13 protein-coding genes are annotated in these 20707 nt (G+C 63.5%); 9 read left to right on the top strand and 4 right to left on the bottom strand.

Annotated elements, in window-relative coordinates; all coding sequences use genetic code 11:
* From EN994_RS01280 to EN994_RS01245, 8 genes are all read left to right on the top strand, one after another.
* The coding region (locus EN994_RS01280) for a glutamate synthase-related protein (protein WP_206530364.1) at positions 1-840 on the top strand (840 nt) is incomplete at its 5' end.
* 61 nt (positions 841-901) lie between these two features.
* Positions 902-2209, top strand: a complete 1308-nt coding sequence (gene glnT, locus EN994_RS01275) for a type III glutamate--ammonia ligase (RefSeq protein WP_063167614.1) — start codon at positions 902-904, stop codon at positions 2207-2209.
* Positions 2210-2245: 36 nt separating this feature from the next.
* On the top strand, positions 2246-3499 hold the full coding sequence (locus EN994_RS01270; RefSeq protein ID WP_127307372.1) for a sarcosine oxidase subunit beta family protein: 1254 nt from the start codon (positions 2246-2248) through the stop codon (positions 3497-3499).
* A 16-nt stretch (positions 3500-3515) separates the two neighbouring features.
* Complete coding sequence (locus tag EN994_RS01265; RefSeq protein WP_024502588.1) at positions 3516-3791, top strand: sarcosine oxidase subunit delta family protein; 276 nt, start codon at positions 3516-3518, stop codon at positions 3789-3791.
* The gene (locus EN994_RS01260) at positions 3791-6772 is read left to right on the top strand and encodes a sarcosine oxidase subunit alpha (RefSeq protein WP_063167613.1); all 2982 of its coding nucleotides are present in this window, start codon (positions 3791-3793) and stop codon (positions 6770-6772) included. The genes EN994_RS01265 and EN994_RS01260 overlap by 1 nt, the downstream gene beginning before the upstream one ends.
* A complete protein-coding gene (locus tag EN994_RS01255; RefSeq protein ID WP_063170183.1) occupies positions 6765-7388 on the top strand; it encodes a sarcosine oxidase subunit gamma in 624 nt (207 codons plus the stop codon). Before EN994_RS01260 ends, EN994_RS01255 begins: the two co-directional genes overlap by 8 nt.
* 146 nt (positions 7389-7534) lie before the next feature.
* Positions 7535-9904, top strand: coding sequence for an aminomethyltransferase family protein (locus EN994_RS01250; RefSeq protein WP_063167612.1), 2370 nt, complete (start codon positions 7535-7537; stop codon positions 9902-9904).
* Positions 9905-10293: 389 nt separating this feature from the next.
* Positions 10294-12003: an APC family permease gene (locus tag EN994_RS01245; protein WP_024502584.1), complete on the top strand. Its 1710-nt coding sequence runs from the start codon at positions 10294-10296 to the stop codon at positions 12001-12003.
* Positions 12004-12071: 68 nt separating this feature from the next.
* On the opposite strand, the gene EN994_RS01240 is transcribed toward EN994_RS01245, so the two are convergent.
* The 4 genes from EN994_RS01240 to EN994_RS01220 all read right to left on the bottom strand — a co-directional run bounded on the left by EN994_RS01240 (position 12072) and on the right by EN994_RS01220 (position 19325).
* The gene (locus EN994_RS01240) at positions 12072-15218 is read right to left on the bottom strand and encodes an efflux RND transporter permease subunit (RefSeq protein ID WP_013532913.1); all 3147 of its coding nucleotides are present in this window, start codon (positions 15216-15218) and stop codon (positions 12072-12074) included.
* Between the two features lie 199 nt (positions 15219-15417).
* Positions 15418-16569: an efflux RND transporter periplasmic adaptor subunit gene (locus tag EN994_RS01235; RefSeq protein WP_063167611.1), complete on the bottom strand. Its 1152-nt coding sequence runs from the start codon at positions 16567-16569 to the stop codon at positions 15418-15420.
* A gap of 56 nt (positions 16570-16625) precedes the next feature.
* Positions 16626-17231, bottom strand: coding sequence for a TetR family transcriptional regulator (locus EN994_RS01230; protein ID WP_013532915.1), 606 nt, complete (start codon positions 17229-17231; stop codon positions 16626-16628).
* Between the two features lie 453 nt (positions 17232-17684).
* Positions 17685-19325 (bottom strand): acyl-CoA synthetase, encoded by a 1641-nt coding sequence (locus tag EN994_RS01220; protein WP_063167610.1) that lies wholly within the window; start codon positions 19323-19325, stop codon positions 17685-17687.
* Between the two features lie 190 nt (positions 19326-19515).
* On the opposite strand from EN994_RS01220, the gene EN994_RS01215 reads away from it, so the two are divergent.
* On the top strand, positions 19516-20481 hold the full coding sequence (locus EN994_RS01215) for a sugar-binding transcriptional regulator (protein ID WP_013532917.1): 966 nt from the start codon (positions 19516-19518) through the stop codon (positions 20479-20481).
* The last annotated feature ends 226 nt before the right edge of the window (positions 20482-20707 follow it).

The raw sequence follows: 20707 nt of genomic DNA, 5'->3' as shown, positions 1-20707 counted from the left end.
GGCCAGGGCGCCAAGCCGGGTGGCGGCGGCATGCTGCTTGGCCAGAAGATTTCGGATCGTGTCGCCGAAATGCGCACGCTGCCGAAAGGCATCGACCAGCGCTCGGCCTCACGCCATCCCGACTGGACCGGACCCGACGATCTCGAGATCAAGATCCTCGAATTGCGCGAAATCACCGACTGGGAAAAACCGATCTACGTCAAGGTCGGCGGCGCGCGCCCCTATTATGACACGGCGCTTGCCGTGAAGGCCGGCGCCGATGTCGTTGTCGTCGACGGCATGCAGGGCGGCACCGCCGCCACCCAGGAAGTGTTCATCGAAAATGTCGGCCAGCCGACGCTTGCCTGCATCAGGCCGGCCGTGCAGGCGCTGCAGGACCTCGGCATGCACCGCAAGGTGCAGTTGATCGTCTCCGGCGGCATTCGCAACGGCGCCGATGTCGCCAAGGCGCTGGCGCTCGGCGTCGACGCGGTCTCGATCGGCACGGCGGCCCTTGTCGCGCTCGGCGACAACGATCCGCGCTGGGAGGCGGAGTACAACGAGCTTGGCACCACGGCCGGCGCCTATGACGATTGGCACGAGGGGCGCGACCCCGCCGGCATCACCACGCAGGATCCGGAACTGATGAAGCGGGTCGATCCGGTGACTGCCGGGCGCCGGCTGGCGAACTACCTCAAGGTGATGACGCTTGAGGCTCAAACGATCGCCCGCGCGTGCGGCAAGAACAGCCTGCACAATCTCGAACCCGAGGACCTGGTCGCGCTGACGATCGAGGCAGCCGCCATGGCCGGCGTGCCGCTGGCCGGCACCAACTGGATACCGGGGAAGAACGGCTTCTGATCAACGAAGGGCCGATTCCCGCATACTCGGGAACAACAATCGATAAAAATGGGGAACTACCGTGGCAACTGATCTTGCTGAATTCGCAAGGGCGAAAAACGTCAAATATTTCATGATTTCCTACACTGACCTGTTCAGTGGCCAGCGTGCCAAGCTGGTGCCGGCGCAGGCGATATCAGACATGCAGAAGGACGGCGCCGGCTTTGCCGGTTTCGCCACATGGCTGGACCTGACGCCGGCGCATCCCGACATGCTTGCGGTGCCGGATCCGGATTCGGTGATCCAGCTGCCGTGGAAGCCTGAGGTCGCCTGGGTGGCGGCCAACTGCATCATGGACGACAAGGAGGTCGACCAGGCGCCGCGCAACACACTGAAGCGGCTGATCGCGGAAGCCGCCAGCGACGGCATGCATGTCAAGACCGGCGTCGAGGCCGAGTTCTTCCTGATCTCGCCTGACGGCAAGACGATCTCCGACGAATACGACACGGCCTCAAAACCCTGCTACGACCAGCAAGCGGTGATGCGGCGCTACGACGTCATCGCCGAGATCTGCGACCACATGCTGGCGCTCGGCTGGGGCGCCTATCAGAACGACCATGAGGACGCCAACGGCCAGTTCGAGATGAACTGGGCCTTCGACGACGCGCTGGCGACCGCCGACAAGCACTCGTTCTTCAAATTCATGGTCAAGTCGATCGCGGAAAAGCATGGCCTGCGCGCGACCTTCATGCCGAAGCCCTTCCAGGGCCTGACCGGCAATGGCTGCCATGCGCATATCTCGGTCTGGGACAAGGCCGGCAAGACCAACGTCTTCGCCGACAATTCGATGGAGCTCGGCCTGTCGGCCAAGGGCAGGAATTTCCTCGGCGGCATCATGAAACATGCCTCCGCACTGGCCGCGATCACCAACCCGACGGTGAATTCCTACAAGCGCATCAACGCGCCGCGCACCATTTCGGGCGCGACCTGGGCACCGAACACGGTGACCTGGACCGGCAACAACCGCACCCACATGGTGCGGGTGCCCGGCCCCGGCCGCTTCGAGCTGCGGCTGCCGGATGGCGCCGCCAATCCCTATCTCCTGCAAGCGGTCATCATCGCCGCCGGCCTCGACGGCATTCGCTCGAAGGCCGATCCTGGCAAGCGCTACGACATCGACATGTACCAGCATGGCCATACGGTAAAGGGCGCGCCAAAACTGCCGCTCAACCTGCTCGACGCCTTGCGCGAGTTCGACAAGGACAAATCGCTCAAGGCGGCGCTGGGTGAGGATTTCTCGTCGGCCTACCTAAAGCTGAAGCACCAGGAATGGAATTCCTATGCTTCGCACTTCACGCAATGGGAGCGCGACCACACGCTGGATATTTGACCACCAGCGCGACGCGAGCGACCTCGGAATGAACTGATGAAATATTCGATCTTCTCGCTCGCTCGTGCCGCCCTGTCCGGCCACAAGAACTGGCAGCGCACCTGGCGCGACGCCACGCCGAAGGATCGCTACGACGTGGTGATCATCGGCGGCGGCGGGCACGGGCTGGCCACCGCCTGGTTCCTCGCCAGCGAGTACGGCATCAAGAATGTCGCCGTGCTCGAAAAAGGCTGGATCGGCTCCGGCAATGCCGGCCGCAACACCACCATCATCCGCTCCAATTACGGTCTGCCCGGCAACACCGGCTTCTACGAATTGTCGATGAAGCTGTGGGAGCGGATGGAGCAGGACCTCAACTACAATGCGATGGTCAGCCAGCGCGGCGTCATCAACCTCTACCATTCCGATGCGCAGCGCGACGCCTATGCGCGGCGCGGCAACACTATGCGCATCAACGGCATCGACGCCGAACTGCTCGACCTCGCTGCCGTCAGGAAGATGATCCCGTTCCTGAACTTCGACAATGCGCGCTTTCCCGTGCAAGGCGGGCTGTTGCAGCGGCGCGGCGGCACGGCGCGGCACGATGCGGTGGTCTGGGGCTATGCGCATGCGGCGAGCGAACTCGGCGTCGACATCATCCAGAATTGCGAAGTCACCGGTTTTGTCAGGGACGCCAATGGCAAGGTGACCGGCGTCGAGACGTCGCGCGGCAAGATCGGCGCCGGAAAGGTTGGCATGGCGGTCGCCGGCTCCTCGTCGCGCGTCGCAGCAACGGCCGGTCTGCGCCTGCCGATCGAGAGCCACGTGCTGCAGGCCTTCGTCTCCGAGGCGATCAAGCCGCTCATCCCGGGCGTCATGACCTTCGGCGCCGGCCATTTCTACGTCAGCCAGTCCGACAAGGGCGGCCTCGTCTTCGGCGGCGATATAGACGGCTACAATTCCTACGCCCAGCGCGGCAACATGCCTGTGATGGAAGACGTCTGCGAGGGCGGCATGGCGCTGATGCCGATGATCGGCCGCGTGCGCCTGCTGCGCCAGTGGGGCGGCATCATGGACATGTCGATGGATGGTTCACCGATCATCGACAAGACGCCCGTCGACGGGCTCTATCTCAACGCGGGCTGGTGCTATGGCGGCTTCAAGGCGACGCCAGGGTCCGGTTTTGTCTTTGCGCACCTCCTGGCTCGCGACGAGTCGCATGAAGAAGCGGCACGGTTCCGCCTAGACCGGTTCCGAACTGGCGCCATGATCGACGAAAAGGGCCAGGGCGCCCAACCGAACCTGCATTGAAGGCGGTTTAGAAGAAATGCGCATTGCCTGTCCTTTCTGCGGTGAACGCGAACTCGGCGAGTTCACCTATCTCGGCGACGCCAAGCCGGTGCGGCCCGAGGCCGGCGCCTCGGAAGACGAGGTCTTCGACTATGTCTATCTGCGCGACAATGTCGCCGGCGCGACCAGCGAATATTGGTACCATGGCGGTGGTTGCCGGGCTTGGCTGAAGGTCACCCGCAACACGCTGACGCACGAGATTTCCTCCATCGAACCGGCGGCTGGTGCCGGCGCTGCGAAGGTTGGTGCGTGATGGCCGGCGCGCAGACACACCGGCTCGGCAATCGCGGGCTTGTCGACCGCTCGGCACCGCTGAACTTCCGTTTCGACGGCAAGGCTTTCTCCGGCTTCCAGGGCGACACGCTCGCCTCGGCGCTGATCGCCAACGGCGTCAAGCTGGTCGGCCGCTCATTCAAATACCATCGCCCGCGCGGCATCCTGACTGCGGGCTCGGAAGAACCCAATGCGCTGGTTGAGCTGCGCACCGGGGCACGGCGCGAGCCGAACACCAAGGCGACGACGGCCGAACTCTATGACGGGCTCGAGGCCGCCAGCCAGAACCGTTGGCCGTCGCTGCGCCACGACGTGATGTCGGTCAACCAGCTGTTCGCGCCGATCTTCGTTGCCGGCTTCTACTACAAGACATTCATGTGGCCGGCGAAGTTCTGGGAAGCGATCTATGAGCCGGCGATCCGCCGCGCCGCAGGCCTTGGCCGTGCCGCCGGCCTTGCCGATCCCGACCACTACGACAAGGCATGGGCGCATTGCGACGTGCTGATCGCCGGCTCCGGCCCGGCTGGTCTGGCCGCGGCGTTGGCAGCCGGCCGCGCAGGCGCCCGCGTCATCCTGTGCGAGGAGGATTTTGTCCTCGGCGGCCGTCTGCTGTCGGATGGCGGAATGATCGACGGCGAACCTGCGGCCGAGTGGATTTCGCGGACGCTGGCTGAACTGGCTGGTATGCCCGACGTCCGCGTCATGACCCGCACGACGCTGTTCGGCGTCTACGATGGCGGCACCTATGGCGCCATTGAGCGGGTCAACGACCATTTGCCCTCGCCGCCCGAGCACCAGGTGCGCCAGCGCCTGTGGCGGATCGTGGCGAAGCGCTGCGTCGTGGCAGCCGGCGCCATCGAACGGCCGATCGTCTTTGCCGGCAACGACACGCCCGGCGTGATGATGGCCTCCGCCATGCGCACCTATGTCGCGCGCTACGCCGCTACACCGGCAAAGCGGATCGCACTTTTCACCAACAATGAGGACGGCTGGCGCACCGTCGAGACGGCGCTCGGTGCCGGCCTGCAGATAGCGGCGGTCATCGATGCACGGCCCGAAATATCGCCGGCGCATCGTTCGCTGGCCTCGAAGGGCGGCTTCCCGGTGCTGCACGGTTCCGTCAGTGGCATCGACGGCGGCAAGGATGGCGTCAGGAAAATCGCGGTGTCGCTGACCGGCGGCGCGCGCGCCGAGGTCGAAGCGGACGGGCTCGCCGTTTCCGGCGGCTGGAACCCGGCGGTCGGGCTGACCTCCTATCATCGCGGCCGGCCGAAATGGCGCAGCGACATCTCCGCCTTCGTGCCCGACGGCGCGCCTCCAGGCATGGTCGCCGCGGGTGCCGCCAATGGCGATTTCGGGCTCGGCGCCTGCCTGAGCCAGGGATTTGCCGCTGGCGCGGCAGCGGCCCGTGACACGGGGCACAATGGTACGGCGGGCGCCGCGCCTGCCGCCGATGACGAGGCTTTTTCGCTGACGCCGCTCTGGCATGTCGCCGGCAAGGGCAAAGCCTTTGTCGACCAGCAACACGACGTCACCGCGTCCGACATCGAGCTGGCGCAGCGCGAGGGTTTTGAATCGGTCGAGCATCTGAAGCGCTACACCACGCTCGGCATGGCGACCGACCAGGGCAAGACCTCGAATGTCGCCGGCCTCGCCATCATGGCTGCGGTCAGCGGCCGTTCGATCCCCGAGACCGGGACAACGATCTACCGGCCGCCTTACGTGCCCGTCGCCATCGGCGCCTTCGCCGGCCATCACCGCGACGAGACTTTCCATGCGACGCGGCTGACGCCGTCGCATCACTGGGCCGTGGAACAAGGTGCTGTCTTCGTCGACACCGGCCTGTGGAAGCGGGCGCAGTGGTACCCCCGCGCGGGCGAGAAGGACTGGCTGGAATCGGTGACGCGCGAGGTCAAGGCGGTGCGCTCAGGCGTCGGATTCTGCGATGTCTCGACGCTCGGCAAGATCGACGTGCACGGTCCGGATGCCGGCGCCTTCCTCGACCGCGTCTACATCAACACCTTCTCCAGTCTTGCAGTGGGCAAGGCGCGCTACGGTCTGATGCTGCGCGAGGACGGCATCGTCTATGACGACGGCACCACGTCGCGGCTGGCCGAAGACCACTATTTTCTCACCACCACCACGGCCAAGGCCGGTCTGGTGATGCAGCATCTCGAATTCTGCCGCCAGGTGCTGTTCCCGGAGCTCGACGTGCAGCTCACTTCCGTCTCCGACCAGTGGGCGCAGTTCTCGATCGCCGGACCGAGCGCGCGGGAGTTGCTGAAACAGATCGTTGATGAGTCCGAGGACCTTTCCAACGAAGGCTTTCCGTTCATGGGCGCGCGCGAAGTGACGTTGCGCGGCGGCCTCAAGGCGCGGCTGTTCCGCATCTCGTTCTCCGGCGAAATGGCCTTCGAGATCTCGGTACCGGCACGCTTCGGTGATGCGATGGCACGCAATCTGATGCTGGCCGGCGCGCCATTCGGCGTGACGCCTTACGGCACCGAGGCGCTCGGCGTCATGCGCGTCGAAAAGGGCCACATCGCCGGACCGGAACTGAGCGGCACGACGACAGCGGCCGATCTTGGTCTGGGCAAGATGATGTCGACCAAGAAAGACTATATCGGCCGCGTCATGGCCGGACGCGAGGCGCTGGTAGCCCCAGATCGCCAGGTCGTCGTCGGCATCAAGCCGACGGACGAGACACGCCGGTTGCGCTCCGGCGCACACATCATCCCGAAGGGGCAGACGCCCGGCCCCGGCAACGACCAGGGCTATGTCACCTCGGTCTGCTTCTCGCCGACGTTGGATCAGTGGATCGGGCTCGCGCTTGTCGAACGCGGCCGCGAACGCATCGGCGAGATCGTGCACGCGCATGATCCATTGCGCGGCGAAGACTATGACGTCGAACTCTGCAATCCCGTCTTCTACGACCCGGATGGAGGGCGCCAGCGTGGTTGAGTTTTCCTGGGTTTCTCGCAGCCCACTCGAGCATGCGCTTGTCACCGGTACAGATGGCGCACGCGGTATCGAGGCCGGCATTTCGCTGACCGAGATCCGCAATTTTGATCTGATCCAGGGGATGGCGCGGCGCGGCCAGGCGGCCGAGCTGGGACAAGCCGCCAAGGCTCGGTTTGGTGTTGCTGTCCCTGATGCGCCGAAGGCGGTGCGGACTTCGGACGCAACGCTGATCTGGTCGGGACCGGACCAGTTCTTCGTGCTGTCGAAGGGCGGCAAGCACACGATGCAGACGCTGGAGCCCGCATTGTCCGGCTCGCTGTCGGACCAGTCGCATGCGCGGGTTCTGGTCAGCATCTCCGGCGCCAAGGCGCGGACAATGCTGGCGAAACTGTCGTCGATCGATTTGCATCCCGATTCGTTTCCGGTTGGCGCCGCCGCCGCGACGTCGATGGATCACACCAGCGTCACGCTCTGGCGCGACAGTGATCGGACGGATGGGCAGGCGGTGTTCAACGTTCTGATGTTTGCGACGTTTGCCGAGAGCCTTTGGCATACGATGCTGGATTCGGGCGCGGAGTACGGCGTCGACATCAACCATACAGAGAGACTGGCTTAGCCTTGGCTAGTCTTCCCTTCTCCCACAACAAGGGGAGAAGGCAAAGCGCGCCACCTCCGCCTTGCCAAACCCAACCGCACTGCTATTCTTGCTGCTAAAATAATTTCACGCACAGGCAAACTTGTTTCTCGAACCGCAAGGCTGAGATGAGCCAGTCGCCCTACCCCGCAATTGCTGCCGGACCGCCCAAGCCTAGCCTCATCCTGAGGCCGGGCCAGATCGCGCTGCCGCCGGGCATGGAGCGTTATACGATCCAGGGCAACGGCGCGGTGCTGATCGACATCGAGGCCGGCGACGCGATCACCGTGCGCAATGTCGAAGGCGGCCAGGCCTGCGAACTTCTGGCCTGGGACAGGACCGGCGCGACCGATCCCGGCATTTTTGGTGAAGCATCGAACAGCAACGCTGCCGGCATCAAAGCGCTGCTCATAGAGGGCGACGACAGTCTCGCATCCCTGCGGAGCGGGCTCGCCCGCCGGCAGGTGCAGCTTGACCACGCCAGGGCGGTGCGGGTGTTCGGCGTCACGACACCGGCCGGCACCGAGCAGGCTTTCACCGTCGCACGCGATGGTGCGGTGCTGATTGCCGCCCCCGGCGGGCCGATGCTGGTCGATGGTCATGACACGGCGACACCGCTGACCGTCTTCGTTCGCCGCGCCACGATCCGCCCGGCGGCGAAATCGGTATTGGCTGATCCGCTTGCCGACCCGGTGCTCGATTTGCGCGTCCATTCGGCGACCGCGGAGGCCTATTTCGTTGGGGCTGGCGACTATCTGCAGATCATCGATGTCGACGGGCGCCAATGCACCGATTTCCAGTGCTTTTCGGCGCGCAAGCTGGACAGGGGACTGGATCATCCGCTCGACGTGACGACGACGCGCACGCTCATGGGTGCGAGCTACCCGATGCCCGGCCTGCATTCCAAATACTATGACCAGGACATGGAGCCGCTGGTCGAGGTGGTGCAGGACACATGCGGCCGGCACGACGCCTTCGCGCTCGCCTGCGCCGCCAAATATTACGACGACATCGGCTATCCCGGACACACCAACTGTTCGGAGAATTTCAACGGCGCTCTGGCCGGCAAGGGCGTCAATCCCCGCGCGGGCTGGATGGCGATCAACTTCTTCTTCAACACGGCGATCGACGCGCATGGCGTCATGGTGTCCGACGAGCCGTGGTCGCGGGCGGGCGACTATGTGCTGCTCAGGGCGCTCACCGACATCGTTTGCGTTTCCTCCGCCTGCCCCGACGACACGACGCCGGCCAATGGCTGGAACCCGACCGACATCCATGTGCGGACCTATTCCGGCCAGCACAAATTCTCGCGAGCGATCGCCAGACGCATGACGCCCGATTCGGAACCGAAAATGACCCGCGAGACCGCTTTTCATTCGAGCTTTGCCAAGCACACCCGCAACTTTCAGGAGTACAAGGGCTATTGGCTCGCCAATTCCTTCGCCAAGGACGGGCCGATCGCCGAATACTGGGCCTGCCGCCAAGACGCGGTGATCATGGACCTGTCGCCGCTGCGCAAGTTCGAGGTCACCGGCCCGGATTCCGAAGCGCTGCTGCAATACACGCTGACCCGCGACGTCAAGAAGCTTGGCGTTGGCCAGGTGGTCTATTCGGCCATGTGCTACGAGCATGGCGGCATGATTGATGACGGCACCCTGCTGCGGCTGGGCAAGGACAATTTCCGCTGGGTCGGCGGCGACGATCTGTCTGGCGAGTGGCTGCGCGAGACGGCGACAAAACTCGGCCTCAATGTCCTTGTGCGTTCCTCCACCGACCAGATGCACAATGTCGCCGTGCAGGGACCGAAGAGCCGCGACATCCTCAGGGAGGTGATCTGGACCTCGCCGCTGCAGCCGTCGATCGACGAACTCGAATGGTTCCGCTTCGCCGTCGCCCGCATTGGTGGCGGCAACGGCATTCCGGTCGTCGTCTCGCGCACCGGCTATACCGGCGAGCTCGGCTACGAGATCTGGTGCCATCCGCGCGACGCCGAAAAAGTCTTCGACGCCATCTGGGAAGCCGGCCAGCCTCACGGGCTGAAGCCGATGGGACTGCAGGCGCTGGACATGGTGCGCATCGAGGCCGGGTTGATCTTCGCCGGATACGAATTTTCCGACCAGACCGATCCGTTCGAGGCCGGCATCGGCTTCACCGTGCCGCTGAAGAGCAAGACCGACGATTTCGTCGGCCGCGAGGCGCTGATCCGCCGCAAGGAGCACCCGCAGACGAAGCTGGTCGGTCTCGACATCGACGCCAATGTCGACGTCGGCCATGGCGATTGCGTGCATGTCGGCCGTGCCCAGATCGGCGTGGTCACGTCAGGCATGCGCTCGCCGGTGCTGAACAAGACCATCGCGCTGGCCAGGCTCGATGTCACCCATTCGGCTGTCGGTACCGAGGTCGAGATCGGCAAGCTCGACGGCCATGCCAAGCGGCTGCCGGCGCGAGTCGTCGCCTTCGCCCACTACGATCCGCAAAAGACCAAACCGCGTTCCTGACGGCCCTTCCCTCCCAAGACAGTGAGGCCGTGCTGCAGTTCGTGATAGGAATTTTTTCTTGACCTGCTGAGGGCAGCTATGCTACATATTCGTCCATGGTGCTGATTTGCGCCGCGACCCGCCTCCGGCGGGTTTTCGCTTCCTGACCCTTGGTCCTTTTCCGAACAATCCCACCGCGGCAGTGTGAAGCCGACATGTTTCGCAAGCGTGATGTGCACGGCGCGACAAATCGCTTGACCTGAAAGCGCGCCGGATCAATCTTCACTGTTAAGAAAAAAATGCGACTGAGTGGAAACACCGACAGCCGCCCAAAGCATGCGTCGATGATGAAGCCTCGCGAAGTCGCGGCCGTCACGAACGGGGAACATCAAAATGGGGAACAAAGACATATGAGCACGATAACGACTGTCCTGGAGCCGCTTGCCGAAGGCAAGTTGCACCGAAATATCGACTGGCGCGGCGCCTTCTGGGTGGCGAGCGGCGTGCCGGCCCTGGTCCTGTTCTCGATCGGCGGCATTGCCGGCACGACCGGCACGCTGGCCTTCGCGATCTGGATCTTCTCCATGATCATGGGCTTCCTGCAATCCTTCACCTATGCCGAAATCGCCGGCCTGTTTCCGAACAAGTCGGGCGGCGCGTCGATCTACGGCGCCACCGCCTGGCTGCGCTATTCCAAGTTCATCGCGCCGCTGTCTGTCTGGTGCAACTGGTTCGCCTGGTCGCCGGTGCTGTCGCTCGGCTGCTCGATCGCCGCCGCCTACATCCTCAACGCGCTGGCGCCAGTGCCGCTGTTCACCGAAACCTCACCCGATGTCGTCGCCTATATCGCCGCGCATGCCGGGACGAGTGCCGCCGACGCCATCACAGCGGTGACCGCGGCGGCGACGCCGGCAATCCGCAACTGGACGCTTTACAGCCACACGCTGGGACCGGTCTCGTTCACCTTCAACGCGACCTTCTTTATCGGCGCAGTGCTGATGCTGATCATCTTTGCGATCCAGCATCGCGGCATTCTCGGCACCGCCAATGTGCAGAAATATATCGGCCTCTTGGTCATCGTCCCGATGCTGATCGTCGGCGTGGTGCCGATCGTCACCGGCCAGATCAACTGGGCGAATTTTTCGCCGCTGGTGCCGCTGGCCGCAGCCTACGCGCCCGAGCCCGGTGCCTGGAACATCGCCGGCTGGACGCTGGTGCTTGGTGGTATGTTCATCGCCGCCTGGTCGACCTACGGCTTCGAGACCGCCGTCTGCTACACATCCGAGTTCAAGAACCCCGGCACCGACACGTTCAAGGCGATTTTCTATTCCGGCCTTCTGTGCATGCTGCTGTTCATCCTGGTGCCGTTCACCTTCCAGGGCGTGCTTGGCCTCAACGGTATGCTGGCGACGCCGATCGTCGACGGCTCCGGGGTCGCCGACGCGCTGGCCGGCATGGTCGGCGGCGGCGCGCTAGTCCACAGCCTGTTGGTGATGCTGATGATCCTGGCGCTGGTGCTGTGCATCATGACGGCCATGGCCGGCTCTTCGCGTACGCTCTACCAGGGCTCGGTCGACGGCTGGCTGCCGCGCTATCTCAGCCATGTCAACGAACATGGTGCGCCGACACGGGCAATGTGGACCGATCTCGTCTTCAACCTGATCGTGCTGGCCATCGCCTCGGCCGACGCGACGAGCTTCTTCTTCATCCTCGCCGTGTCGAATTGCGGTTACATCATCTTCAACTTCCTCAACCTCAACGCCGGCTGGATCCACCGCATCGACAACGGCCATATCGCACGGCCCTGGAAGGCGCCGAGCTGGCTGCTCGGGATCGGGGCGATCTTCGCCTATGTCAACGCGATCTTCATGGGCGCCGGTGCCAAGGTATGGAACCCGATGGCGCTGTGGGCCGGCCTGATCACGGCAGCGCTGATCATCCCGGTGTTCTGCTTCCGACACTACATTCAGGACAAGGGCAAGTTCCCCGACCACATGCTGGCCGATCTCGGCATGACGGGGGCCGACCTCTCGGTCAAAAAGGCGGGCATGCTGCCCTATCTGACGCTGGTCGCCGGCGTGGTGGTGATGCTGCTCGCCAACTGGTTCTTCGTCATCTGACCTCATAAAAATAAAAAGGATCGGGCGCGCTTCGGCGCGCCCGATCCTTTTCGACTGGCGTGATCGATCTATTCGGCGGCCAGCGCCAATTGCGGCTTTTCGGCTTCCTGGCTCAGTTCCAGATCGTCCGTCCGTCCCTCCGCCCCGCGCTTTTTCGGCTCCCGGCCGAAGAACAGGGCGTAACCGGCCGGCAGGACCAGGATGGTCAGCACCGTGGCAACCAGGATGCCGCCCATCATGGCGTAGGCGAGCGGACCCCAGAAGACGCCGCGCGAGATCGGGATCAGCGCCAGCACCGCCGTCAGCGCCGTCAGCGTGATCGGCCGGAAACGGCGAACGGCCGAACCGATGATGGCCTCGTAGCGGTCCATGCCCGCGGCGATGTCCTGGTCGATCTGGTCGACCAGGATGATCGAGTTGCGCATGATGATGCCGAGCAGCGCGATGACGCCGAGAATGGCGACGAAGCCGAACGGCGCACCGCTGATCAGGAGTGCCGCGGCAGCACCGATAATGCCAAGCGGACCGGTCGCCAGCACCAGCATCGCCTTGCCGAAGTTCTGCAGCTGGATCATCAAAAGCACGACAATGACGGCCAGCATGATCGGTGCCTTGGCGGCGATCGAAGCCTGGCTTTCCGCCGAATCCTCCGCACCGCCCTGGATTTCGATCTTGTAACCGGGCGCCAGACCCGCACGCAGGTCCTTCATGTCGTTGTACATCTTGGTGACGACGTCGTTGGACTGCACGCCGTCGGGCAAGGTGGCGCGCACGCTGATGGTCGGCAGGCGGTCGCGGCGCCATTCGATGCCTTGCTCCAGCACCGGCACCACCTTGGCCACCTGCGACAGCGGCACGAAACCGCCGAAGTCGGTCGGGATATAGACCGAGTCGACCGAGGACAGCAGGCTGCGGCTGGCATTCGGCTCGCGGGCGACGATGGACACCGTCTCCTCGCCGTCGCGGAAGTCGTCGAGCGGCGCGCCGGACATCGTCGCCTGCAGCATCTGGCGGATGCGCTGCGAGGTAACGCCGAGTGCGCGGGCACGATCCTGGTCGATGACCAGCTTCATCGCCGGAACCGGCTCCAGCCAGTCATCATGCACGGCGCCAAGCAGCGGATCTTCACGGAACTTCGCCTTCACCTGGTCGGCGATGCGGCGCACCTCCTGGCGATCCGGCCCCATGACGCGCATCTGCACCGGCCAGCCGGTCGGCGGACCGAGGAACAGACGATCGACCTTGGCACGGATGGACGGGAAGTCTTGCGCCAGAACGGTGCGCAACTTGACGATCAGACGCTCGCGAGCCGGTTCGTCATTGGCCATGACGAGCAACTGGGCAAAGTTGGGGTTGCTCAGCTGCTGGTCGAGCGGCAGGAAGAAGCGCGGCGCGCCCTCGCCGATATAGGTGGCGATGAAACGCTTGTCCTTGTCGTCCATCATCTTGGTCTCGAGCGCCTTGGCCTGCGCCTCGACTTCCTTGATGCTGGTGCCTTCCGGCAGCCAAAGGTCGACGAGGATTTCCGGCCGCGACGATTGCGGGAAGAAGTTCTGCGGAATGAACTGGAAAGCCCACAGGCTGGTGCCGAAGGTGACCAGCGTCATCACCAGGACGATGATGCGATGGCGCACGGCCCAGCTGACGGTGGCACGAAGCCGGCGGTAGAAACGCGTGTCGAAGACATCGTGATGGCTGCCGGCATGCTTGCGCTGCTTGAGGATCATGTTGCCGAGCCATGGCGTGAAATAGACCGCGACGAACCAGGAGACGATCAGCGCGATGCCGACGACATAAAACAGCGTGCGGACATATTCGCCGGCGGTCGAGGCCGCGAAGCCGACCGGAATAAAGCCGGCCGTGGTGATCAGCGTGCCGGTCAGCATCGGGAAGGCGGTCGAGGAATAGGCGAAGCTCGCCGCCTCGACCTTGACCATTCCCTCCTCCAGCTTGCGCTCCATCATCTCGACGACGATCATCGCGTCGTCGACCAGAAGACCGAGCGCGATGATCAGCGCGCCGAGCGAGATGCGCTGCAGGTCGATGCCGAGCTCGTACATGATGGCGAAGGTCGCGGCCAGCACCAGCGGGATGGCGATGGCGATGACCAGGCCGGAACGCCAACCGATCGACAGGAACGAGACCACGAGCACGATCAGCAACGCTTCGCCAAGCGCATGCATGAACTCCGCCACCGCATCGGTGACGACGCCCGGCTGGTCGGAGATCTGGTCGACCGCAACGCCGTAGGGCAGCGCCTCTTCGAAGCGCTTGTAGGTGGCCTCGACATCCTTGCCGACATCGGTAACCTTGAAGCCCTTGGCCATGACGACGCCCAACTGCACGCTGTCGTGACCGTTGAAGCGGTACTTTCGCTGGAACGGATCCTGCAACCCCGAACTCACCGTGGCGATGTCGCCCAGCCTCGTGACCTGACCGCCGGCGCGCAGGCGCAGGTTCCTGATATCCTCGACCTTGCCGACATCGCCCTCGACGGAAATGCGCACCGAGTTGGTGCCGGTATCGACGGAGCCGGCCGGGTCGACATTGTTCTGTCCCTTGATCGCATTCTGCAGATCGGTCAGCGTCAGGCCCCGTTCGGCCAGGGCCTTGGACGAGACGTCGATATAGAGCTTTTCAGGCTGGTCGCCGATGATAACGGCTTTTTCGACGCCGGGCGTCGTCAAAAGCATGTCGCGCGCCTGGATGGCGAACTTCTTCAGCTCGGGATAGCTGAAGCCGTCGCCGCTGATCGAATGCAGGGTGATAAAGGTGTCGCCGAATTCGTCGTTGAAATAGGGGCCGAGCAGACCTTGTGGCAAGTCACCGGCAATGTCACCGACCTTCTTGCGCACCTGGTAGAACGCGTCGGTCACCTCGGCGGTGTTGGTGTCGCCCTTGATCTGCACGGTGATGATGGCGCTGCCGGCGCGGGTGAAGGAGCGCACGAAATCGAGATGCGGCGTCTCCTGCAGCTTGCGTTCGATCTTGTTGACGACCTGGTCTTCCATCTCCTGGATCGAGGAGCCCGGCCAGATCGCCTGGACGACCATGACCCGGAAGGTGAAATCGGGATCTTCCTTCTGGCCCATGCGCATCAGGCCGAGCGCGCCGGAAATGATGATCAGGCCGAACAGGAACCGCGCAATGGCGGGATGGCCGATTGCCCAGCGCGACAGGTTGAAGGGCCGCTTCTCTTCCGTGGAATTGGTCATCGACGCTGGTCCATCTATCTAGCGCAACAAAATCGAGGGTTCGTAGTGGCTTCCGGGCGGCAAGGCTCTCCCAGCGGAGAAGCACTCATCGCGGTGGGACGCGAAATCGATGTGGGGGTTACATCAATCGAGCGTCTCGGTCGGGCGCCTGCCGCCCGGAAACCAGCGGCTGCGGGAACGCGCAGCCGGTTGTCTGTCGTCAGCGCACCTGCTTGGCGTCGCCGTCCGCCGCGGATGCCGATTGCAGCGCCGTATCACCGGCGAGCTTCACCTTGAGGTTCTCGGTCATGAATTGCGTGCCGGCGGCGACCACGACATCGCCGGGTTTCAAACCCTCCGCGACACGCACGCCATCGGCGGCGAACTCGGCAACCTTGATCGGACGAGCATGAACGGTGTCGGCGCCACGATCGACGGTCCAGACGATCGATTGGGTGCCTTGCTCGGCCAGTGCGCTCAGGGGGATCGAGACCAGCTGCCGCTCATTGGCCGCCGTGGCTTCGATGCTGGCGGTCATGCCGAGCAGCACACGCGGATCGTTGGGCAGGCTGACGCGGACGGCAAAGGTGCGTGATTGCGGATCGGCGCTGCCGGCGACTTCGCGGACCTTGCCGTCGAGCGCCAGCGCATCGTCGGACCAGAAGCCCGCCTTGACCGCCTTGCCCGGCTTGAATTCGGCGATTTCCATTTCGGGGACGGCGATCAGCACTTCCTTTTCGCCGTCGACAGCGACAGTGACAACCGGCGTGCCGGAACCGACCACCTGGCCAACGTCGGCGCTGACCGTGGTGACGATGCCATCCCTGTCGGCCTTGAGATCGGTATAACCGACCTGGTTCTTCGCCTGAGCCAGTGTCGAAAGGGCGGAATCACGGGTGGCGACCGCTTGGTCATAGGTCAAGGTCGCCTGTTCGAGCTGTGATTTCGGGGCAAAATTCTTGGCAAAAAGCTGCTCGGCACGCTTGCGGGCGAGTTCCACGGTCTCGACCTGCCGCTCGGCGGCATCGAGCGCTGCCTGCGCGCTCTTGACCGAAAGGTCGTAGTCAATGGGATCGATGCGGGCGAGCACATCGCCCGAGGCCACATGCTGGCCGATATCGACGAGGCGCTCGGTGATCTTGCCATTGACGCGGAATGCCAGAGCGCTCTCGGTGCGGGCCCTCACCGACCCGGAATAGGAGAGCGTGCGGGTGTCATGTACCTTCGCGATCTCGACAACCTTGACCGGGCGGATGATATCCTTGACTTCGGTTTTTTCCTGGCTGCAGCCGGCAAGCCCGAGAGTGGCGGTGACAAGCAGCACCGGGCCTACAGCGGGCAACCTGCCGATGATTGAACTGAACGAAGACACGCGCGTACTCCCGAAATGGAGATGAATCGTTGAAACCGGCGCCCGGCGGGCGGAGGCTACTTCAAGGCCTTGATTGCATAGTCGACGAGGTCGTCAGGCATTGCCCGGTTGGTCTTGGCAAGGCATTGCGCCACCATCTGCGGATGACACAGGATGACGGTCGCGGCGCCGAAACAGCGAGACGCGATAACCGGATCCTGTTTTCTGAACTCACCGGCCTCGATCCCGTCACGAATGATTTCCGCGAACAGGTCGTGAATGCTGTCGACATGCTTGTCGATCACACCCCAATCCCGTTCGAGGGCGACGATGACCATCTCGTGGACCTTCTGGTCGTCGAGCATGACCTCCATCGTCATCTTGTATTGCGCATGCACGTAGCGCCGGAGCCGCTCCTCGGCGCTGATCGGCAGGCGCGAAATCTCGTAGGCCATCTTGTAGCTGGCGCCGAGCATCCGGCCGCAGACGGCCTGGTGGATTTCGACCTTGGAGGCGAAGAAACGGTAGATGTTGGCCGGCGACATGCCGAGCTCACGCGCAATGTCGGCGACATTGGTCTTGCCGTAGCCATAGTGCCGGAACAGGCGCTCGGCGCAATCGAGAATGCGCGTTACATTTTCCTGTCGGGCGGCTTCGGCGACTATGGTGGCGGCTTCGGACATGATCCTCTATCGATTTACGAGTGACGAATTTTGATTTTCATCACTCGTAAATCGAAAAGAAGGACCTGTCAATGCGGATTCGGTATACACGTACGAATGGTGACAGATGGTGACAGTGAGAAGGTGGAATCGACGATCGCCGTTAGCGGCTGGCCCTGATGAATTCGTCATCCTAGGGCGAAGCAAGGAGCGAAGCGACGCGGCGCAGACCCTAGGATCCATGCCGCGACGTTGGTCAAAGAGTGCGACGGATCAACAGGTTTACACCGGTCAGCGAGCTGTAGCCTGCAGCCGCCATTCTCGACTGTCGGAGCTCGGCCGCAAGGTGACGGCATGGATCCCTTGGGCTGCGGAGCAGCTCCAGGGTTTCCGCGACGTCGCTCGCGACTGCTACACCCTAGGATGACGAAGCCCGCGACAAATTGTCGAGGCGAAGCATGGGTGGCGATGCAGCTAAGCCCCCTTGGCCATCTCGCGTAGCCGGAATTTCTGGATCTTGCCGGTCGAGGTTTTCGGGATTTCGGCGAAGATGACCGCCTTCGGCACTTTGAACCGGGCAAGCAGCGCGCGGCAGTGATCGATGATCTCGGCTTCGGTCGCGACCTTGCCGGGTTTCAGCTCGACATAGGCAACAGGCACTTCGCCCCATTTGTCGTCGGGCCTGGCGACGACGCCGCAAGAGGCAACCGACGGGTGCTTGTAGAGCGCGTCCTCGACCTCGATAGAGGAAATGTTCTCGCCACCGGAGATGATGATGTCCTTGGAGCGGTCCTTGAGCTGGATGTAGCCATCGGGGTGCATGACGCCGAGATCGCCGGAATGGAACCAGCCGCCGGCGAAGGCTTCGTCGCTCGCCTTGCGGTTTTTCAGGTAGCCTTTCATGACGATGTTGCCGCGGAACATGACCTCGCCGATTGTCTCGCCGTCGGCCGGTGTCGTCCGCATCGTCTCGGGGTCCATGACCGTCAGGCCTTCGAGCGCTGCATAGCGCACGCCCTGCCGCGCCTTCCTGGCGCTGCGCTCGCCCTTTTCGAGATCATCCCAGGCGCCGTGCCATTCGTTGACGACCGCCGGGCCATAGGTCTCGGTCAGGCCGTAGAGATGGGTGACGGCAAAGCCGGCATCCGCCATCCCCGACAGCACGGCTTCCGGCGGGGGTGCTGCAGCCGTGTTGAAAGTGACCGTCTGCGGAAATGCGCGCTTGTCCTCGTCCCTGGCATTGATCAGCACCGACATGACGACCGGCGCGCCGCACAGATGGGTGACGCCCTGATCGGCGATCGCATCGTAGATCGGCTTCGGCCGCACCCAGCGCAGACAGACATGGGTGCCGGCCTGGACGGCGAGCGTCCAGGGAAAGCACCAGCCATTGCAGTGGAACATCGGCAGCGTCCACAAATAGACCGCGTGCTTGGCCATGCCGGCATGGATGGTGTTGGTGTAGGCCATCAGGGCCGCACCGCGATGGTGGTAGACGACGCCCTTCGGATTGCCCGTCGTTCCGGACGTGTAGTTGAGCGAAATCGCATCCCACTCGTCGTCGGGCATCGACCAGGCGAAGTCCGCGTCGCCGCCTGCGACAAATGCCTCATAGTCCAGTGAGCCTACCCGCTCGCCCTTTGGGTACGGCGCGTCGGCGGCGTATTCGGGATCGTCATAGTCGATGACCAGCGGCTTGACCCTGGCCAGTTCCAGGGCCTGCTTGACGACGCCGGAGAATTCGCGGTCGACGATCAGCAGCTTGGTCTCGGCATGATCGAGTTGGAAAGCGATGACCGCCGCATCGAGGCGGGTGTTGAGCGAATGCAGCACCGCCTTGGTCATCGGCACGCCGAAATGCGCCTCCAGCATCGGCGGCGTGTTTGACAGCATGACGGTGACGGTGTCGCCCTTGCCGATGCCGCGCTTCTGAAGGGCCGAGGCAAGCTTCAGCGACCGCTGCCAGAAAGTGCGATAGTCGATGCGCTGGCGGCCATGGATGATGGCGATATGGTCGGGATAGGTCTTGGCCGCGCGCTCCAGATAGGTGAGCGGCGTCAGCGGCTGATGGTTGGCCGCGTTCTTGTCGAGATCCTGTTCGTAAGGATTGCCCATCCCATGCTCCCCGCGATTTTCTTTCAGACGTTCTAATCACAGGCTCGGGCCGCGTCACCACAAACGATGCCACGACAGAGCGCATTCGGCACAATGATGAACCAGATTCGGCGCAAGCGGGAGCATCGCATACCTCTGCCCAGTTTGACTTTTGTCGAGAGCCGTGAATAATGTCAGCTGAGGAGACGGCATGGCGATCCGACCGGCAGAACAACTCATCCACAAGGCCGCCTGGCTCTACTATGCCCATGGCCTGCGGCAGGACCAGGTGGCGAGCCAGCTTAACATTTCCCGTGCCTCGGTCGCCATGTACCTGCGCAAGGCGCGCGAGACCGGCATCGTCAACATCTCGACTTCGACCCAGCTTTTCACCGACGACGTGCTGGCGCGCAAGCTCGAGGATGCGCTGAGCCTCGACGCCGTCTGGATCGCGCCGGAGAATGATCATATTGCCGACCCGTCGACGGAAATCGCCGTGCTGGCGGCGAGCGTCTTTCTCGAACTGGTCAAGAAGGGCGACCGCATCGGCGTCGCCTGGGGCCGCACCGTCTATATGATTGCCGACGTCATGTCCTATGCCGACCTGCAGGATGTCACGGTGGTGCAGCTCTGCGGCAATCTCGGCGCGCCCTATTCCTATCGCCCCGACCAATGCACTATGGAAATCGCGCGGCGGCTCAACGCCAAAGGGCTCAATTTCTACGCGCCGCTGGTGCTGTCTACGGAAGAACTTGCGCGTGCGCTGCGTGCCGAGCCGGTGATCCGGGAACAATTGTCGGGTGTCGGCGAATGCGACCTGGCGTTATACTCGGTCGGCGCGGTCGACGCCGACAGCCATCTGGTCAAATGCGGCGCGCTGACGCCAAGCGAAATGGCGGATCTGCGCAGCCAAGGCGCTGCCGGCGTGATTGCCGGGCAGATCATAGACGCCGAGGGCAAGGTGCTCGACTGCAGTTATAACAGGCGGGTGATCTCCGCCGAGCTTGCCTCGCTGCGCGCCATCGCCAGGCGGTTGGTGGTGGTGCAGGAGGACAGCAAGTTCGAACCGCTGCTCGCGGCGATCGCCGGCGGCCTTTGCACGCATCTGGTGGTCGGCGCACACATGGCGCAGCGGCTCCTGGATCATGCGGCTGCCACGACAGAAAAGGCCTCCTAGGAAATCCCCTCTCCGTCGCCGGCGCATTGTCATCAAAGCGTCGCGGCATTGCTGTTTCACCATCAAAGACAAACAACCGGACGAAGCGAACATGAAGAATTTGTGGAATGACGAAGCAGCCGAAAAACTCGTCGCAGACTACGCGAAAAAGGGTGTCGGCCGCGACCTGGCGCTGCGCGTCTACACGACCCGGCTGCTCGGCGGCGAACCACGGCTGGTCCTGCAT

The sequence above is a fragment of the Mesorhizobium sp. M7A.F.Ca.CA.002.09.1.1 genome, assembly GCF_003998555.1.
GTDB classification, from domain to species: domain Bacteria; phylum Pseudomonadota; class Alphaproteobacteria; order Rhizobiales; family Rhizobiaceae; genus Mesorhizobium; species Mesorhizobium ciceri.
The sequence above is the reverse complement of the archived record's forward strand: the minus strand, read 5'-3'. Positions and strand labels throughout refer to the sequence as shown.